Source organism: Catellatospora sp. NPDC049609 (assembly GCF_040675365.1).
GTDB lineage: Bacteria > Actinomycetota > Actinomycetes > Mycobacteriales > Micromonosporaceae > Catellatospora.
This window is the reverse complement of sequence record NZ_JBFAOU010000033.1, coordinates 15134-33720: the sequence shown is the minus strand read 5'-3', so window position 1 is coordinate 33720 and position 18587 is coordinate 15134. Positions and strand designations below refer to the sequence as shown.

Below are 18587 nucleotides of genomic sequence, written 5' to 3'. Positions count from 1 at the left end.
GCCCGCCGGCATCGGGTGCCGGGACGAGCGCGGGCCGGGGCCTGGCCGGCGCGGTTGCCCATCGGGTGCCGGTATGAGCCTGCGCGACCTGCGGGCGGGCCGGGCGGCGCCCGAGCTGACCCTGGTGCTGCTGCACCACGCGGGCGGGTCGGCGGCGAGCTTCGCGCCGTTCGCGCGGCTGCTGCCCGCGTCGTGGCGGCTGCTGGCGGCCGAGCTGCCCGGCCGGTTCTACGAGCCGCCGACGCGGCGCTGCCGCAACGTCGGCGAAGCCGTGGCGCACCTGTCCGCGGCGCTGCGGCGCGAGCTCGCCGGGCCGTACGCGCTGTTCGGGCACAGCCTCGGCGCGCTGCTGGCCTTCGAGGTGGCCCGGGAGCTGGAGCGCGACGGCCCGGGTCCGGCGTGGCTGGGGGTGTCGGGATGCCCGGCGCCGCCGGCCTTCGCCGCCACCTGGGCGTCCGCGCGCGGCGGGGACATCTCGCCGCAGCGGCTGCCGCGGTGGGTGCGGGGGGTGGGCGGCGGCGGCAGGTTCGACGAGCGGATGCTGGCGACGCTGCGCGACGACCTGGCGATCGCGGCGGACTACACGTTCACGGCGGGGGCCGCGCTGCGGGCGTCGTTGTCGGTGTTCCAGGGCGACGCCGACCCGCTGACGTCGGCGCGCAACGTGGCCGCCTGGGCGGCGCAGGCCGGTGCGGGGGCGGCTTTCCACACGCTGCCGGGCGGGCATTTCTTCCTCTTCGACCATCCGGCGCAGATGTGTGAACGGATCGTGTACGGCTGCCGTGGCGCGCTGCCGGTGTACTCGCTGTCCGGCTCCGCCGAAAGGTGACGGTGCAGGCGGTGCAGGCCCCACCGCCTGCACCGCGGCACCGCCGACCGTTCACATTTTGATCAAGACAGAACATTTCGAGCTTTCGAAATTCCCCTGCGCAGCTATGATGGGACGATGGCCGCACCACCGAGACGACGTACGTCCGCGCTGGCCGACAGCGCAGTCTGCGGACTGGTCAACGCCCTGTCCCAGTCGATCGAGCGGCACACCCGGCGGGTGGCCGAACAGTTCGGTCTCACCGCGCCGCAGGCGGTCGCCCTGCGCGAGCTGCCCGAGCCCTGCACCCTGCGCGCCCTGTCGGAGCGTATGCACTGCGAGGCCTCCAACGCCACCTTCGTCGCCGACCGGCTGGAGGAGATGGGGCTGCTGGAGCGCCGCCCCCACCCGACCGACCGGCGCGCCAAACTGCTGCACCTGACCCCGCAGGGCGCCGCGATGCGCCGCAAGGTCATCCGCCAGCTCGGCGTCGACTCGCCGCTGGCCCGCCTGGACGACGACGAGCAGGAGCTGCTGCGCGGGCTGCTCGTGCGCGCGGTGCAGTAGCCGTCACGCCGGGGCCGCGAGGGCGTCCCACTGCGCCGCTCCCGGCATCCCCGCGTGCAGCAGGATCAGCTGCATGCCCGGGTAGGCCGCGACCTGCAGGCACAGCTGCCTCAGCGACAGCCTGCCCAGCTCCGGATGGTGGACCGTCTGCACGACCCCGGCGTCGTTGCTGACGATGTGGCGGTCCCAGACCTCGGCGAAGGCACGGCTCTTTGCCCGCAGCCGCTGGATGAGCGCCTCGAACAGCGGGTCGTCGAGGGCCTCGGCGCGCTGGGCCCGCAGCCGGCCGGCGGCCTTGGCCGCGTCCTGCTCCCAGCAGGGGAACCGCTCGCGGGCGTTGGGGTGGCAGAACAGCAGCTCCAGGTAGTTGCACGTGCCGTCGATGTCCAGCAGCCGTGCCGCGGTCTCGTTGGCCGCCATGATGTTCCAGTAGCGGTCCAGGGCGTACGCCGGGTTGGGCAGGAAGCTGTCGACGACGCTGCCGATCAGGTCGTGGTCGAAGGCCGACGGTCCGTCGGCCTGGGGCGGTGCCGCGTAGCCGGCCAGGCGCATCATGTACTGGCGCTGGGTGTCGTCGAGTTTGAGCACGTTGGCGATGGACGACAGGACACTGGGCGAGACGTTCTTGGCGCGGCCCTGCTCGATCCAGGCGTACCAGGAGGCGCCGACCCCGGCCAGCATCGCGACCTCCTCGCGGCGCAGACCGCGCAGGCGGCGCGACCCCGTGTGGGGCAGGCCGACCTGTCCCGGCGTGACCTCGGCCCGGCGGGCGGCCAGGAAGCTGCCCAACTCGCCGAGTCGACCGGCTGCCTTGAAACGTTCGACGTCCAATTTCATACCCCGCTTTCCCGCCATGACGGCAGCATTGGCTTGCACGACGACATGAACCGAATACAGGCACTGAATGGATGGGCGCGACGTGGCGCGGAAGGGTTATCGCCGTGTGCCCGGAACCGTCACCACTGTGTGACGCACTCTCAGCTCACGGCCGGCCTTGATAACTATAAGTGTCTATCACTTCTACCGTGGGTTGCCGCAACTGACGTTGGCGAGGGTACGTGCGTCAGCGCACCTGCCCGCCATATCAGTCTGAATGGCATCAAAATCGGACGATCCTAACCGCCATCATTCCGATTCTTCTGATATGACGGGCACTCCGCCGGTGATCAAGATTACAGAGACTTAACGAGGCCGTCCCAAGCTGTTGGCAATACACATCGTGCCCTGAATGCTGTTGACATTGGAGTCTGGGGCCGGCCAATCACCGCTGCCATGCTTTCCTCACCGGGTCGCGACCGGATCGTCGAGTCCACCAGGAGGAAACGTTGAGACTGGCCATTTCCGGCACCTATTCGGTCGGCAAGACACTGACCAGCATGGCGGTCGCTCACCTGACCGGCATTCCGCGCACCGCCGCGCTGACGATGCGGGAGCTCCTGCCGATCTCCGTGCCCGGCAAGACCCTTGAGGAGTGCAACGGCGCCGAGATCATCATGCTGATCTCCCGGCGCAACCAGGGCCGGGCGGTCGCCGAGAGCCACCTGCCCGACGGGTTCATCTCCGACGGCTCCACCCTGCACGAGTGGTCGTACGCGACCGTACGGGTCAAGGTCGGCATCAACCCGAACGACTCGGTGAACCTCGACACCGTCGAGATGACCGACGAGATCCGGTTCTACGCCGAGGTCATGCGCCAGATCGGCGTGCCGGCCATGCAGCACGCCAAGGCCGCCTACGACGCGTTCGTCCACCTGCCCATCGAGTTCCCGATCGTCGAGGACGGCCACCGGCCGGTGAACGAGAAGTTCCGGCAGCTGGCCGAGGAGCTGCTGCTCAAGACGCTCGCCGAGCTCGAGATCCCGGTGTACTACGCCGGCGGCAGCGTGGCCGAGCGCCTGGAGAAGATCATCGACATCTTCAAGTTCAAGCCGGTGGTCAGCATCGAGCGCGCCATCGCCCTGGCCGAGGAGGAGTACGCGCAGCTCGACACCCGTAACGAGCTGGAGCGTGCCGCCGAGATGGCGGCCTGAGACGTCGGCCGCGGCGGTCGACCCCCGACAGCATCTGCGCAACGGAAAGGACACCATGAGAATCGCGTTCGTCGGCGCGTACGGCAACGGCAAGACGACCCTCACCACCGAACTGTCCAAGCGGCTGGGCCTGCCGCGCTCCCACGGCAGCGCGATGCGCGACCCCGCCGGCGGAGCCAAGAAGGCGCTGGAGGAGACGACCGAACCGGAGCTGGTCCAGCTCGCGGTGCGCCGTTTCGTCGAGCGCGCGGTCGAGGAGGCCGCGGCCCCCGCCGGGTTCCTGTCCGACGGCTCGATCCTGCACGAGTGGGTGTACACCAAGGTCCGGCTGGCCGTCGGGCGCTACCCTCAGCCGCCCGCCGAGCTGGACGACGTCGCGCGCACCGGACCGACCGGGGTGGTCGAGGAGGTCGTCGACCAGATCGGCCTGCTGGCCCGCGAGCACGCCAGGGTCGGCTACGACCTGATCGTGCACTGCCCCAACGAGGTGCCGCTGCCCGACGGGCATGACCCGATCAGCGAGTACTTCCGGGTGCTGTCGGACAAGTACATGCTCGAGATCGTCGAGACCCTGGGCCTGCCCGTGCACATCGTCAAGGGCAGCGTCGAGGAGCGCATCGAGCAGATCCTGAGCCTGCCGGGCGTGCCGCAACCGTGAACGGGCGCTGAGCCGCCCCGCACCGCCGAACGCCGAGCACGATGTCGTGCTCGGCGTTCGCCCTGCCGGATGGACCCGTCACCGCACGGGATCGCGGTCCGGGCCCGCCCGCAGCTCGGCCCGCAACTGCAGGAACCGGAACAGTCCCGGCCGGCCGGCCGCCGTCTGGTACCTGTCGACGACGGCGTCCACGAAGGCGGCGACGTCGGCGGCGGGCAGCCGCGACGTCCAGTCCGCGAACCCGACCGTGCACCACTGCGCGAGCTGCTCGCGCGAGCCGAAGTCCCAGGCGCGGTCGACGACCGACTGCTGCGTGACCTCCAGACCCGCGCCGCCCGCGAGCGCGGGCAAGGCATCGGGCTTGACGTGCACGTACGGCTGCGCGAAGCCGGCGAACGCGGGCGCCCAGCGGGGTTCGCGCGTCACCTCCATCGCGACGCGCTCGACGCTCGGGCGGGCGCCGTGGCAGACGTACTGCACGAGCACCCGTCCACCGGGTCTGAGGGCGGCCGCGATGTTGCGGTAGGCGGTCTGCTGGTCGGTCACCCAGTGCAGCGCGTTGAACGAGACCACGAGGTCGAAGTCCGGCCCGAACGCCATAGTGGTGACGTCGCCGACCTGGAACGACACGTTCCTCAGCTGGTCGTCGGCGGTGCGGGCCGCCTCGATCATCCGCGGTGACGGATCCACGCCGAGCACGGATCCCCGCGGCACGCGGGACGCGATCAGCCGGGTCACGTACCCGTCGCCGCAGCCCACGTCGAGCACGCGCTCGGTGCCCGCGACCGCGACGGATTCCAGGCAGGCCGTCGCCATCGCCCGCTGCAGCCCGCTGATGTGCGCGTAACCGGCGCCGTCCCAGTCGGCCACTCACGCCCCCAACCGTGCTGGGCGGGTCGGTGTCATCGCGTGGGAGACGGGGAAGGGACCAGTGACCGGCCGTACAGCGCCTGGATGATCGCCATGGCGATCGCGTTGGCGGGCTGCTTGCCGTCCGGGGCGGCGTAGAGCGAGGTCAGCACGATGACCGAGTTCTCGGCGGCCGGGTCGTGCGCCATGAAGGAGTTGTACCCCGGGATCTGGCCGTCGTGGCCGATCAGCGGCCCGAACCGGGCGATCGCCAGGCCGTAGCCGATGTCGGCGCCGTCGGGAGTCTGCAGGGGCTGGATGCTGTCCAGCCTCGTCTTCTGCATGGCCGGATCGAGCAGCCCGCCGCCCACCAGCGCCGTGACGTACCGGGTCAGGTCGGCGGCCGTGGAGATCGCGCCACCGGCCGCCCACGCCCACGAGGGGTTGCTGCCGGTGACGTTGCGCGGCAGCAGCTCACCCTTGGCGGCGGCCGCCTGCTCGGCGGGCGGAAGCGCCGGGTTCGCCAGCGTGCTCACGTTCGTGCCGAACATGTAGCCCTGCGGGTGGGGCGCGGGGATCCCCGCCTCCGCGAGCGCGGGCAGCAGCGTCTGGCGCAGCCCGAGCGGGCCGAAGATCCGCTGCCGGTACGCGTCCTCCAGCGTGCTGCCGGTGAGCTGCTCGATGATCAGGCCCGCGAGGATGAGGTTGGTGTTGGAGTAGTGGAACCCGGCGCCCGGCGCGAAGTACGGCGGCTTGGCGAAGGCGATGGCGAGCAGCTCGCCGGGCTTCCACACGTAACCGGGGTCGTTGTCGATCCGGGCGTTGAACTGCTCGTCCTCGGAGTAGTTGTAGAGCCCGCTGCGCATGTCCAGCAGCTGGGCGATCGTGATGTTGTCGCCGTTGGGCACTTCCGGCTGGTACTTCGACACGGGATCGCCCAGTCCGATCCGGCCTTCCTGAGCCAGTTGCAGCAGGACCGTGCCGGTCATGGTCTTGGTGTTCGAGCCGATCCGGAAGTGGTCGTCGAGGGTGACGGGCCCGCCTCCGTCGACCGTTCTGGTGCCGAAGGCCTTGGTCCAGTCGCCCTTCGACGGCGACGTGATCATCACGACCGCGCCGGGCACCCGCATCTCGTCCATGATGGTCTGGATCCGGGTCTCCAGCTCGGCGGCGTAGCTCGGCGCCGCCGGTGGGGCCGCAGTCCAAATCTCCGGCCCGGCGAACGTCTGGCCGCAGGCCGTCGCCGAAGCCGCGAGCACGAGCGTCAGAACCATGCCGCCTATGCGGAACCGTCGCATCCCACGACCCCCGTGCCGATCCGGCCGACCGGGCCGGACGGCCCCGGTACCCCTGTACGGAGTACACCAGACGGCGCAGCGCCAGGCAGGCGTTCCTCCGATTACCACCGGCCTGGTCCGACCGCCGCAGCGCCGGACGGCGCTGCCGCTAGCGGGGCGTGGTGGCGTCCGGCACGAACGGTGCGCCGTGACCGGGGACCACGATGTCGGCTGCCGCCAGGACCCGCTCCCGGCTGGCCCTGAGCTGCGCGCGGTCCGGGGCGACCGGGTCGTCGGCCGGCCCGTTCGCCCGCCACCACAGGTCGCCGGCGAACGCGACGACGCCCTCGGCCGTGCCGGCGAGCATCGTGACGTCCTCGGGGCTGTGGCCGGGGGTGTGGAGCAGGCGTACGGAGTCGGAGAACGCGAAGCCCTCCGCGTCGCGGTCGGTCCACTGGTCGCCGCGGTAGACCGCCTTGTGGTCGTGTACGCGTGCCTGCGGGAAGAGCCCGACGTTGATGATGTTGTCCGGGTGGTGGTGGCTGAGCACGACGTCGGTGACGTCCTGCGGCCGCAGGCCGAGCGCGGCGAGCGGGTCGAGGATCGCCGACGGGTGCGCGACCATGCCCGGGTCGAACACGATGCGCAGCTCGCCGTCGAGGACGAGGGAGACGGTGGCGGCCACGCCCGGCCCGGTCGAGGTCGTGTAGCCGGTGCTCAGGACGTGGAAGGCCGCGCTGCGGCCGTGGGGTGCGTCGGTCATGTGGTAATCCTGCGGCGTCGCGCCGATCAGGACGAGTGGCACGGTTGCCACCGATCGCAAGGAACGTGCCATCATCACGGCATGGGATTCCGGTCCGTGGCGGCGTACGCCCCCGAGGGTGTGGCGGCCTTCGGGCTCGGGCTGGTGGGGGAGGTCTTCACCGGACGGTTCGCCTTCGACGTCTGCGCCGAGCGGCCCGGCCCGGTGCGCACCGACCTGGGGCTCGCCGTGCAGGTCGACGCCGGGCTCGACCGGCTCGCCGCGGCCGACCTGGTCATCGCGCTGCCGGGCAGCGGTTTCCGGGAGCCGCCGCCGGCCGTCGCGGAAGCCTTCCGCGCGGCGGCCGACCGTGGCGCGACCGTCGCCAGCCACTGCGTCGGCGCGTACGTGCTGGCCGAGGCGGGGCTGCTGGACGGGCGCCGGGCGACGACGCACTGGCGCTTCGCGGCCGAGTTCGGCGCGCGCTACCCGGCGGTGCGGCTGGCCACCGACGTCCTGTACGTCGACGAGGGCCCGGTCGTCACCGGCGCCGGTGCCGCGGCGGGGCTGGACATGTGCCTGCACCTGATCCGGCGAGAGTACGGCGCCGCGGCCGCGAACGACGTCGCCCGCGACCTGGTCATCCCGCCTCACCGCGACGGAGGGCAGGCGCAGTACGTGACGGCGCCCGTGCCCGACGGGTTCGACGACCAGCGGCTCGGTGCGGTGCTGGCCTGGGCCCGCGCCAACACGCACCGGCGGCTTACCGTCGACGAGCTGGCGGCCCGCGCGCTGACCAGCCGCCGTACGTTCCTGCGCCGGTTCGCCGACGCGACCGGCACCACCCCGCACGCCTGGCTGCTGGCGCAGCGGCTCAACCGCGCCGAGGAGCTGCTGGAGGCCAGCGACCTGCCGGTCGAGGAGGTCGCCCGGCAGGTCGGGTTCGGCTCGGCGGCCGCGCTGCGGGAGCAGTTCGTGCGCCGCCGCGGTGTGCCGCCGCGCACCTACCGCAAGGCCTTCGGCAGCCGCCCCACCGCTTGAGGACCGCCGCAACGGCTACGGCGATCCGGGAAGTACGACCGGTGCCGGTGGTCAGAAGACCGCGCCGGGATTGAGGATGCCCAGCGGGTCGAGGGCGTTCTTGATCCGCCGGTTGAGTTCGAGGGCATCCGGGCCCAGGTAGTCGGGCAGCCAGGCCTTCTTGAGCCGGCCGACGCCGTGCTCGCCGGTGATCGTGCCGCCCAGGGCGATGGCGAGCTCCATGACCTCCGCGTACGCGCGGTCGGCGCGGGCCGACTGGTCGGCGTCCATGGGGTCGAAGACGATCAGCGGGTGCGTGTTGCCGTCACCGGCGTGGGCGATGACGGCGATGACGACGTCGCGGGCGCGGGCGATGGCCTCGATGCCGCGCACCAGCGCGCCGAGCTGGGGCACGGGGACGCCGACGTCCTCCAGCAGCAGCGATCCCTTCTTCTCGACCGCGGGTATCGCCATGCGCCGGGCGGTGGTGAACGCCTCGCCGGTCTCCGGGTCGTCGGTGGAGAACACCTCGGCGGCATGGTTGGCGTGGCAGATGTCGCCGATGTGGGCGATCTCGGCGGCCGCGTGCGCCGCGGGCTCGTCGGACTGGATGACGAGCATCGCCTCGGCGTCGCGATCCAGGCCCATCCTGGTGAGGTCCTCGACGGCGTTGATGGACGTGTGGTCCATGAACTCCAGCATGGACGGCCGCATGCCGCGGGTGACGTCCAGGACGGTCCGGGTCGCGTCGTCGAGGGACCTGAACGTCGCGACCAGCGTGGCCCGTGGCCGTTGGGCGGGGATGAGCCGCAGCACGATCCGGGTGATGATGCCGAGGGTCCCCTCGCTGCCGATGAACAGCTTGGTCAGCGACAGCCCGGCGACGTCCTTGAGCCGGGGGCCGCCCAGCTCGACGGCGGTGCCGTCGGCGAGCACGACGGTCAGCCCCAGGACGTAGTCGCTGGTGACGCCGTACTTCACGCAGCACAGGCCGCCCGCGTTGGTGGCGACGTTGCCGCCGATCGAGCAGAACTCGAAGGAGGACGGGTCGGGCGGATACCACAGCCCGTGCGCGGCGGCGGCCGCCTTGACCTCGGCGTTGAACAGGCCCGGCTGCACGACGGCAGTGCGGGACGCCGGGTCGACGGTGATCTCGCGCATGCGTTCGGTCGAGACGACCAGGCATCCGTCGACGGCCGAGGAACCGCCGGACAGGCCCGATCCAGCGCCTCGCGGGACCACGGCGATGCGGTGCGCCGCGGCGAACCGGACCGCGACCTGCACGTCCTCGGTGCAGGTGGCCCGGACGACCGCGAGAGGCACGCCCGCGTGGGGGTCGTTGGCGCGGTCCCACCGGTAGGCGTCCATGCGGTCTGGGTCGACGATGACGCAGTCGGCGGGTAGCTCGGCCACCAGGGGCGTCAGGTCGACGGAGCCGGTCATGCCAGCCGTCGCAGCCGGCGGCCGCCGGTGGTGGTGCGGGCCGGCATGGGGCGTGGTGCGGGCCGCCTCCGGCCGGAGCCGGGCTGCGTGACCATCAGGCACCTCCCTGACTCCCAGGGCCGTCGCGAGTGCGCCATGCCGACAGGACCATGAGGAACGATCTATATTCTATATGGCTCGGCCTGCCGGTTCACGGTCCCATTTCCCGCGGCTGAAGCCGGACGTCCGGTGTACGGGAGTGCGAGCCCTGCGGACGTGGTCGCCTCGCGGCGTTTCTTCACGCCGCCTGGTCGGCGATCAGTTCTTCGAGCAGGTCGGCGGCCGCTGCGGCGCCTCCGGCGGCGGCCAGCTTCAGGCCCAGTTCCCTGGTGCGCCGAGCGGTGTCAGGCTGCGCGAGCACGTCGCGCACCGCACGCCGGATCCGGGCCGCGCCGGGTCTTCCGGTGTGCAGGTTCCTGCCGACCCCGGACCAGGCGACCCGGCGGGCGACCTCAGGCTTGTCGAGCGAGGCGCCGGCGACCACGAGCGGCACGCCGGCCTGCACCGCCGCCAGCACCCCACCCCAGCCGCCGTTGGTGACCATCAGATCCGTGAGGGGCAGCAGCCGGTCGTGCGGCAGGAACGGGGCCGCGCGGACGTTCTCCGGCAGCGGCCCGAGGTCGGCGACCGGTGCCCCGCCGGTCGTGCACACCACGAGCAGCCGCTCGCCGGCCAGCCCGGCAAGCGCCGGTCTGAGCAGGTCGGTGAGGTCGACGTCGAGCGTCCCCTGGGTCACGTGCACGACCGGCAGGCCGTCGGCGCGCGCCTTCTCGATCTCGGTCCACCACGGGGGAAGCTCCTGGGGCGGCGGCGCGACGGCGAGCCGGCCGACGAAGTGCACGTACGACGGCAGGTCGCTGCGGGGATATTCGAGCCCGGGCACGCCCTGTGCCAGCACCAGGTGGGGGGAGAAGAGACCCTCCATCCCGCCGGTGGCCGGCGGCAGGCCGGCGGCGGCTCGCATCCGGTTGAGCATGGGGTCGAGCAGACGGCCGGACATCGCCTGCACCATGGCCCGCAGCGCGCGGTCGCGGGCGCGGCCGAGCGCGCCCTTCGCGGGCAGCGCCGGGAATCCCGGTGGCGGCAGATCGCGGCTCTCCATCGACAGCGGCGTCACCGCCACGGAGGCCCACGGCAGGCCGAGGGTCTGCCCGGCGAGCGCCGCGCCGAAGGCCAGGTGGTCCGTCACGAGCAGGTCGACCGGTTTGCGGGACGCCTCGGCGAGCAGGTCGGCGGCCTGGCCGGCGCCGGTGCCGATGAGGACGTGTTCGACGTTGGCCATGCCGCCGCGCAGCCCTTTGCCGTCCCCGACCGCAGGGAAGGTCGCGGCGAGGTCGCTGTCGTCGAAGTCGGTCGCCCGCTGCCACGGCAGCCACTGCGCGCCCACGGCGAGGAAGCGCCGCTCGTACTTCGCGCCGGTGTAGGCCAGCACCTCGTGGCCGCGGTCGGCCAGCTCACCGGCCACCGCGGTCATGGCGCCCACGTGACCGGCGAACGGCATTGACGCCACGATGATCCGAGCCATGCCGACACAGTAGCGACGCTCGGCGGGGGCCGGGGTCCGGCCCGGTGGCGGCCACCGCCTGCGGGTGGCCGACCGGGGCCCCCGCTGAGCCCGCTGCGGCACGGGCCGGGCACCCGGCGCGTGCGGGGCAGGGCGTGCACGGCGGGCGGGCGGGCGGTTACGCCGGCGACCGTCCGCCATCCCCCGACGGTCGTCTCCGGTCGTTCCTCGGCTTGCACGGACGGGAGTGGTTGGCCATTATGTGCGTTGATCATCGGCGGTATGCAGGAAAGCGACGTTTCGTGCCGTGATCCGGGGCTCTGTCGACGTCACGGGTCGAGGGTTCCGCGTCGCGGCGGTGCGAGGAGGACAGGGCGCGTGGCGGACCAGGTGACCGCAGCCGACGGAGAGCGCCTGACCGGAGGTACGCCGCCACCGGATCCCGCGCGGTCACGCGGCCGCTGGCGGCGGTGGTGGTTGTTCACCGCCGCGGCACTGGGCCTGCTGCTCTGCATCCAGCCGCTCTTCTCCGGTGACGGCGGCTCCTCGCCGTTGTCCTGGCATCCGGACACGCGGCCGGACGGTCGCTGGTCGATGGGCCCGGCGGACCCGGCCGTCGGCTCCGCCCCGCCGTCGGCACGGCCCACCGCGCCCGCCCCGACATCCGCCGCCGCGACACGGCCCGCGCCCACGGGCGGGGCGAGCACGTCGCCGAGCCCCGTGCCGGCGCTGCTCGGCCCATCCGACAAGGCCGGGGTCGAAGACCTGGTGGAGGCGTACTGCGACCAGCACGTCGACGGTGCCACGGCGGTGCCCCGCCTGGACGGCCGCTGGCAGTGCACCAGGCTCCTGGTGTTCGGCAGGATCGTCGACCTGGACGTGGCCTGCGTCGACGCCTACGGCAAGGGCGTGTACGCGCAGAGCGAGGACAGGCACGACGCCTACGCCTGGCGGTGCTACCGGCGCTGACCGGCACCGCGGCCCGGCCGCCTGGGCAACGGGGTCCTCGGTGGAGCCCCCTGGGTGTGCTGCGGCTGGTCCGGATCTTCACTGCCATCGCCGTTCCGCCGGAACGGACGTGACCGGGGCGCCGAAGCCGAGCCGTCCGTCAGGCACAGGTGATGGACGAGCAGACGAACCTCGAAACCGCCTACCTGGCGGCACCGGCCGACAGCACCGAGCGGCGGCGGGCGGCATACCGGCTCGCGTCGGTGCTCCTGCTGCGGTACGTGACCGAGTCCGGCGCGGCCGACGACCGGGACCGGGCCATCCTCCTGTTCGAGGAGAGCCTGGCCGGGCCGGGACTCGGCCCGCAGGAGACCTACATCGCCTGGGGCGCGACCGGGCTGCTGCTGATGCAGCGGGCCTTCCCGGCGCCGCTGACGCCGGACTCCGACGGCACCGCCTTCATGGCCTTCCTCATGACGATGCTGACCATGGACCGCGCGGACCCCGCCCGGCGCGCCGACGCCGCACGGGCCGAGAGCTGGCTGCAGCGGCTGGCCGACCACGCTCCGGCGGACTCGCCCGTCCGGCAGCAGTTCCTTCCCTCGCTCGCCGTCTTGAAGATGCTCGGATGGACCGGGCCGCCCGACCTGGCGGCCGCGATGCAGATCCTCAACGAGCCCGCGGCCGCGCTGCCCGGCGACCAGCGGGCCATCGCGTCCGCGGTGCGGGCCCTGATCCGCGCGGAGGACCCCACCGGCATGACGCCGGAGGAGGCGAACCAGACCGCGGCCGAGCTCGCCGGGGTGATCGAGCTGATGCCGCCCCACCCGGTGCTGCGCGCCCGGCTGCGGGCCGAGATCGCGACGACGGTGGGGCAGCTGGGCCAGGCCACCGGCTCCCCGGAGCTGCTCGCCGCCGCGCCGGAGCTGGCTGGCCGGTCGCTCGAGGCGCTGGGGGAGGACCCGGCCCGGCAGGAGGTCCTGCGCCAGTTCGCCGGTCTGCTGCTGTCGGCAGAGGCGGCACGGGCCGGCCACGGGCAGCTCGACCGGCTCATGGAACTGGCCGACGAGATCGCCGCCGACGAGTCCGCCGACCCGGTGCAGGCCGGCAAGGACAGGTACCTGCGCGGCATGATCCTGATGCTGCGGGGGCAGCGGGACTCGAGCAGTGCCGACCTCACCGCGGCCGCCGGTGAACTGCACCGGGCCATCCAGGAGATCCCCGCCGACGATCCGATCGTGCCGTTCGTCGTGGCCACCCTCGGCGCCCTCTACAACGACCGCGCCGTCAGCCGCGGCGTCCTCGACGACGCCGAGGCCGGTCAGGAGCTGCTCCGGGTGGCGCGGGCGATCCACGACAACCTGCTGCCCCCGGGCACGGACAGCCACCTCATCGCCGGCCTGCAGACCCTCACCCAGCTCAAAGACTCCGTCCGCGACCGGAACCAGGCCGGGCTGCACCAGGCGGTGACGGCGCTGCGCTCCGTCACCGGCGGCCTGCCGCCCACCTTCCCCATGCGGTCGCGTCTCGACGCCGCGCTCGGCATCGCGCTGATCAGTCTCGGCACCTCCGGCCCGGACACCACGTTCGTCGACGAGGGCCTCGCCGCGCTGCGCCGGGCCGGGCGCCGGATGCCCACCGGCACCGTCGACGCGAGCATGCCGCAGGTGACCGAGGCCGTGGCGGACCTGATCGACGGTCTGCTGAACCGCGATCCGGACGCCCCGGACCGGGCGATCGGCATGCTCGGCCGGCTCGCGGCGGACGACTCCCTCGGGGTGGAGGAGAGCGCCGCCGTGCTGAGCCTGCTCGCGCAGGCGCACCAGATCCGGCACGACCAGCAGGGGGCGGCCGCCGACCGGGCGGCCGCGATCGCATACCGCGAGCAGGCTCTGGCCGTGCTGCCCCGGACGGGACATCCGCGGACCGCGCCGATCATGGGCGAACTGGCCCGGGCCTACCGCCAGGAGGGGACGGCGGCCGGCCGCGCCAGGTCGATCCGGGTGGGACTGGACAGCCTGCGGGCGCGGGGCCTGGACGTGCTGCTGCAGAGCAACCCGTCCCACGGGCTGGCGGCCGCCCGCGACGCCGCCGCCGACGCGTCGCGGCTGGCCCGCTGGTGCTGGGCCGACGGTGAGCTCACCGCGATGTTCGAGGCGGTGGAGCTGGGCCGGGGCCTGGTGCTGCACGCCTCGACCACGGCCGCGCAGGTCCCCGGGCTGCTGCTGGACATCGGGCAGGCCGACCTGGCGCTGGAGTGGGAGCGGGCCGGCGCCGTCCGGGGCATCCTGCCCACGACCGCCACCCCGGACGCCCCGGCGGTCGCCAACCTCGCCGGTGCCCTGCTGGACCAGGGTCTGCCGATGAACACCCGGTCGCGGATCCTGGAGGCGCTGAGCGGGACGCCCGCCGCCCGGTCGCTGGACGAGGTGCCCAGCCCGGCGGCGGTGGGCGCCGCGCTGGCCGCGATCGGCGCCACGGCCCTGGCCTATCTGATCCCCGGCGACGAGGACCAGCCGGGGGTGATCCTCGTCGTCACCGCCGACGGTGCGGTCCGGGCACGGCCCGCGCCCGCCCTGAAGCCCGCTCCGGCCCGCGGTGCGACCCCGCGCGCATCGGCGTCGCGCGAGGCGCACTCGGTGAACCGCCGAGCCGGCGCGGCCTGGGACGAGCAGACCTGCGAGTGGGCCTGGACGGCGGCGATCGGCCCGCTGCTGGAGGAGCTGGACCTGGGGCCGGGCGGCGCATCGGCCCGCGTCGTCCTGGTGCCGACCGGAGCCCTGGGCGCGGTCCCCTGGCATGCCGCCCGCGAGCCCGTCCCCGGCGGCCACCGCTATGCGGCCGACACGGTGCGGCTGACCTACGCCGCCTCAGCGCGGCAGCTTGTCGAGGTCGCGGGGCGTCCTGCGGCGGCCGCGGACAACGGAGTGATCCTGGTCGGTGACCCGACCCGCGATCTTCCCGGGGCACGGGCCGAGGCGGAGCTGCTGCGGGCGGTGTTCTACCCCAAGGCGTTGCTGCTGGACGGCGGGAGCCCGGAAGAGTTGCTGCGGCACCTGCCCGGCCCCGACTCCGAAGGCCCGGCACTGCTGCACCTGGCCTGCCATGCCCGCGCGGGCGCGAGCCTGGCGGACTCCTACCTGCTGCTGGCCGACCGCGCGGGCGCGGGACGGTCCCTGCTCCCGGTGGACCGCATCCTGCGCCACGCCACGGGCCGGGCCCCGGACACCGCGGGCGGGCTGGTCATCCTGGCCGCCTGCGAAAGCGACCTCACGACCGTCGCCCCCGACGAATCGATCACCCTGTCGACGGCCCTGCTGGCGGCCGGTTTCACCGGTGCGGTCGGCACCCGCTGGCCGGTCGCCGACCTGCCCACGGCGTACCTGATGACCGTGTTCCACCACCATCTGCGCGAGCTGGGCCTGCCCGCCGACGAGGCGCTGCACCGCGCCCAGCGCTGGATGCGCGACCCCCACCGCGCGGACCTGGCGGTGCTGAAGGCGCTGCCGCCGGTCGCCCCAGCGGACCTGGCGGCGACCAGGGTGTGGGCGGCCTTCTCCTACCACGGCCGCTGACGGGCGCCCGTCCGTCAGTTAGCAGTGGCACCAAGACCACGCGCTCGTTCGGCCGGTCGCCTCCGTGTTCCCTCCACGAGAAAGAGCTCCCCATGGCTGGTACCAACAGGTTCAGCAAGCCGATCGTGTTCACCCTGCTGGCCGCGATCCTCATCGGCGTCGTCGCCGTGCTCATGTTCCCGCCGCTGCCGCTGCTCCTGGCCGCGCTGCTGCTGGCCGGAGTGTTCGGGGGCACCGCCTACCTGCTGTCCCGGCGGGTTGCCTACCTGAAGCAGAACCAGTACTTCGGCCAGCTCGGTCCGCAGGGCAAGGGCAGGCCGGCGGTCGATCAGTTCTTCACCGCCACCGCGAGCCTGGCCGTGCTGTCGGTGCTGCTCGGCTTCGGCGCCGCGTTCCAGGCACTCAACAAGCCCGCGGTGGTTCCGGTCGCGCTGCCCTCCGCAGTTCCGAGCATCGCCCTGCCGTCGGAGACCGCGCCGTCGCCGAGCCCGACCCCCGAGCCCACCGAGGCCCTCGAGCCCAGCCCGTCAGCCACCCCGGACCCCACGGACACGCCCACCGACACGCCCATCGACCCCTCGCAGCCGGCCGTGCCGGGGACCACCGCCCACCTCGACGAGATGCAGCCGCTTGCGGGCAGTGTCCGGACCGGAGCGGTCTACATGTCGGCCAAGCGCTACCCCCGCAGCCTCATCGTGTACTGCTACAAGGCGAACGAGAGCTACACCGACTGGAACGTGGCCGGCTACCGCTCCTTCAAAGCGACCCTGGGCATCGCGGACGACGCGTCGAACGCCTACGGCGTGACCGGCGAGTTCATCTTGTACAACCAGAACGGCGGCCAGATCGGCAAGCCCCACCTCGTCTCCATCGGCAGTCCCAAGCAGATCGAGGTCGACCTGACCGGCGTCTTCCGCCTGCGGGTCACCTGCAGCGGGCGGGATACCAAGACGAACAAGCCGGAGTCCTTCAGGACCATTCTCGGCGACGCCCTGATCATCGCCTGAAACGGGGAAACGATGCTGATCGAGGCGACGTGCGAGCCCGCCGGGGACGAACCGCGGCTGGCCACCTGGCACGTGGCGGTGCAGGACCTGATCGCGGTGGCCGTGTGGGTGCCCAAACGCCCCGGGCGCGGCGAGGACGCCGAACCGACCTTCCTGCACCACGTCCCGGGCCGGCGCGGGGTGCTCGGTGTGTACGACGGTCTCGGCGGCGCGGGTGCGCGGGTGGCGGGCCGGGCGGCGGACGGGCGGCGGCTCAGCCACGCCTTCGTCGCGTCCCGGCTGGCCCACCTCACGGTCCAGTCCTGGTTCGCGGACCTGGCCGAGGGGATCACCGGGCCCGCACTCCCGCAGCGGCTCGCCGAGACGCTGGGCGGGGCGCGGTCGGCGACCCGGAACAAGATCGTCGGCACCCTGCGCCGGGACTTCCCGACCACCCTGGCCGTGCTCGACTACCAGCAGACCGGGGGGCAGGTCACCGCCACGGCGGCCTGGGCCGGCGACTCGAGGTGCTACCTGCTCACCGGTGGGTCCGGCCTGCAGCAGCTCAGCCAGGACGACAGCGACATCCAGGACGCGCTGGAGCTGCTGATCGCCGACCAGCCGATGACCAATGTGGTGTCCGCCGGCACCGACTTCACGATCCACCGCCGGGTGTTCGCGGGGCTGCGTACGCCGTGTGTCCTGGTCTGTGCCAGTGACGGCTTCTTCGGCTACGTGACCGCACCGGCCATGTTCGAGCACGTGCTGCTCAGCGAGCTGGACAGCGCCGCCGGGGCGGGGGAGTGGGCGCAGAACCTGGCCGCCCGGGTCCGCGACTACACCAGCGACGACGCCTCCCTCGTCGCGGTGGCCCTCGGCTTCGGCTCCTTCGAACAGCTCAAGCAATTTTTCCGGAACAGGTTGCGGCAGCTGAACCACGAGCACGCCGAGCTGCTCGACAAGGTGGCCGGCCGGCCGGAGCTCGTCGCGGCCCGGCGCCGGTCCTGGGAGATCTACCAGCGGGACTACCTGCACTACTTCAACTGGCCGACCGAGGACCTGGCCGTGACCCGGTCGCCGGCGCCTGAGCAGACGGGAGCCCGGTGGTGAAGAAGGGCGACGACATCAAGGGGTACCGGATCGTGTCGGACCCGACGACCAGCGGCGGCGGCCGGTGTGTCTGGGCCTTCGCCGAGAAGGCCGGGGCGAAGTACTTCATCAAGCAGTTCCTCGACCCGAAGTGGCCGACCGCGTCGTCGATGGGCAGCCCTGCCGGCAAGCAGGCCCGCCGCAACGAGTGCCTGAACTTCGAGCAGCGCCACCGGCAGGTCAACGAGCGGATCAACCCGACCAGGACCAAAGGCGGGAACCTGGTCTCCGCCGTCGACTTCTTCCGTGAGGAGACGACCTACTACAAGGTGACCGAGCGGGTCGAGGCGCTGAGCATGCGGCACCTCGGCGGCCTGCCGGTGCGGCAGGTCGCGGTCGTGATCCGCACCCTGTGCCAGAGCGTGCGGCAGCTGCACCGGGCCGGCATCGTGCACGGCGACCTCAAGCCCGACAACATGCTCCTGCAGCGTTCCAAGGACACCGGCCACTACCTCGCCAAGGTGATCGACTTCGACGACTCCTACCCCACAGGCAACCCGCCGCCGCCGGACCAGATCGTCGGCGACCAGCGCTACGGCGCGCCGGAGTGGCTCGGATACGTCAAGCAGGACACCGAGGTCGACGCGGCCGACCTGACCGTGGCCGCCGACGTCTTCACGCTGGCGCTGGTCTTCCACGTCTACCTCGCCGGCGCGCTGCCGGGATACGACGCGGCCAGGTTCGGCGCCGCCGCCGACGCGGTCAGGATGGGCGAGCCCCTGGTGTTCGACCCGCGGCTCGATCCCGGCCTGATCGACCTGATGCGGCGGATGACCGCGCTGCGGCCCGCCGACCGCCCGTCGATCGACGACGTGCTGGCCAGACTCGCCGACGGGTCCCTGCTGCAGCCGGTGGGCGCGGCCGGCGCCGGGGGCCGACCCGGGCCGGGACGCGACGCACCGGTGCCGCCGCAGACCCGGCCACCGGTCGGCCGCCTGCGGATCAACATGGGCGACTGACCGATCGACGACTCATCCATACCGGTTCAACAG

General features: G+C 72.7%; 16 protein-coding genes. 10 read left to right on the top strand and 6 right to left on the bottom strand.

Features of this window, described 5'->3' with window-relative positions; genetic code table 11:
* The first annotated feature begins 73 nt into the window (after positions 1-73).
* Positions 74-829, top strand: coding sequence for an alpha/beta fold hydrolase (locus AB0J67_RS12590; RefSeq protein WP_363480452.1), 756 nt, complete (start codon positions 74-76; stop codon positions 827-829).
* A 117-nt stretch (positions 830-946) separates the two neighbouring features.
* On the top strand, positions 947-1375 hold the full coding sequence (locus AB0J67_RS12585) for a MarR family transcriptional regulator (protein ID WP_363480449.1): 429 nt from the start codon (positions 947-949) through the stop codon (positions 1373-1375).
* A gap of 3 nt (positions 1376-1378) precedes the next feature.
* Here AB0J67_RS12585 and AB0J67_RS12580 read toward each other — a convergent pair whose 3' ends face one another.
* On the bottom strand, positions 1379-2206 hold the full coding sequence (locus tag AB0J67_RS12580; RefSeq protein ID WP_363480446.1) for a helix-turn-helix transcriptional regulator: 828 nt from the start codon (positions 2204-2206) through the stop codon (positions 1379-1381).
* 494 nt (positions 2207-2700) lie between these two features.
* Here AB0J67_RS12580 and AB0J67_RS12575 point away from each other — a divergent pair, with 494 nt between their 5' ends.
* Positions 2701-3405: an AAA family ATPase gene (locus AB0J67_RS12575; protein ID WP_363480443.1), complete on the top strand. Its 705-nt coding sequence runs from the start codon at positions 2701-2703 to the stop codon at positions 3403-3405.
* A 55-nt stretch (positions 3406-3460) separates the two neighbouring features.
* Positions 3461-4063 carry an ATP-binding protein gene (locus AB0J67_RS12570; protein WP_363480440.1) on the top strand — a complete coding sequence of 201 codons (603 nt, stop codon included), beginning with the start codon at positions 3461-3463 and terminating at the stop codon, positions 4061-4063.
* Positions 4064-4141: 78 nt separating this feature from the next.
* Here AB0J67_RS12570 and AB0J67_RS12565 read toward each other — a convergent pair whose 3' ends face one another.
* The 3 genes from AB0J67_RS12565 to AB0J67_RS12555 all read right to left on the bottom strand — a co-directional run bounded on the left by AB0J67_RS12565 (position 4142) and on the right by AB0J67_RS12555 (position 6952).
* Positions 4142-4933 (bottom strand): class I SAM-dependent methyltransferase, encoded by a 792-nt coding sequence (locus tag AB0J67_RS12565; protein WP_363480437.1) that lies wholly within the window; start codon positions 4931-4933, stop codon positions 4142-4144.
* A 32-nt stretch (positions 4934-4965) separates the two neighbouring features.
* Entirely contained in the window at positions 4966-6186 is a 1221-nt protein-coding gene (locus tag AB0J67_RS12560; protein WP_363480434.1) for a serine hydrolase domain-containing protein, read from the bottom strand.
* A 172-nt stretch (positions 6187-6358) separates the two neighbouring features.
* Positions 6359-6952: an MBL fold metallo-hydrolase gene (locus AB0J67_RS12555; RefSeq protein WP_363480431.1), complete on the bottom strand. Its 594-nt coding sequence runs from the start codon at positions 6950-6952 to the stop codon at positions 6359-6361.
* A gap of 81 nt (positions 6953-7033) precedes the next feature.
* On the opposite strand from AB0J67_RS12555, the gene AB0J67_RS12550 reads away from it, so the two are divergent.
* The gene (locus AB0J67_RS12550; protein ID WP_363480428.1) at positions 7034-7972 is read left to right on the top strand and encodes a helix-turn-helix domain-containing protein; all 939 of its coding nucleotides are present in this window, start codon (positions 7034-7036) and stop codon (positions 7970-7972) included.
* A gap of 51 nt (positions 7973-8023) precedes the next feature.
* Here the strand turns inward: AB0J67_RS12550 and AB0J67_RS12545 are convergent, their stop codons facing one another.
* On the bottom strand, positions 8024-9394 hold the full coding sequence (locus tag AB0J67_RS12545; RefSeq protein WP_363480425.1) for an FAD-linked oxidase C-terminal domain-containing protein: 1371 nt from the start codon (positions 9392-9394) through the stop codon (positions 8024-8026).
* A 277-nt stretch (positions 9395-9671) separates the two neighbouring features.
* Positions 9672-10958: a glycosyltransferase gene (locus tag AB0J67_RS12540; protein WP_363480422.1), complete on the bottom strand. Its 1287-nt coding sequence runs from the start codon at positions 10956-10958 to the stop codon at positions 9672-9674.
* Between the two features lie 357 nt (positions 10959-11315).
* On the opposite strand from AB0J67_RS12540, the gene AB0J67_RS12535 reads away from it, so the two are divergent.
* From AB0J67_RS12535 to AB0J67_RS12515, 5 genes are all read left to right on the top strand, one after another.
* Positions 11316-11906 (top strand): hypothetical protein, encoded by a 591-nt coding sequence (locus AB0J67_RS12535; protein ID WP_363480420.1) that lies wholly within the window; start codon positions 11316-11318, stop codon positions 11904-11906.
* Between the two features lie 152 nt (positions 11907-12058).
* Entirely contained in the window at positions 12059-15460 is a 3402-nt protein-coding gene (locus AB0J67_RS12530) for a CHAT domain-containing protein (RefSeq protein WP_363480417.1), read from the top strand.
* A 92-nt stretch (positions 15461-15552) separates the two neighbouring features.
* Positions 15553-16467, top strand: a complete 915-nt coding sequence (locus AB0J67_RS12525; protein WP_363480415.1) for a hypothetical protein — start codon at positions 15553-15555, stop codon at positions 16465-16467.
* Between the two features lie 12 nt (positions 16468-16479).
* Positions 16480-17556 (top strand): hypothetical protein, encoded by a 1077-nt coding sequence (locus AB0J67_RS12520; RefSeq protein ID WP_363480412.1) that lies wholly within the window; start codon positions 16480-16482, stop codon positions 17554-17556.
* On the top strand, positions 17553-18554 hold the full coding sequence (locus AB0J67_RS12515; protein WP_363480409.1) for a protein kinase: 1002 nt from the start codon (positions 17553-17555) through the stop codon (positions 18552-18554). Before AB0J67_RS12520 ends, AB0J67_RS12515 begins: the two co-directional genes overlap by 4 nt.
* Positions 18555-18587: the final 33 nt, after the last annotated feature.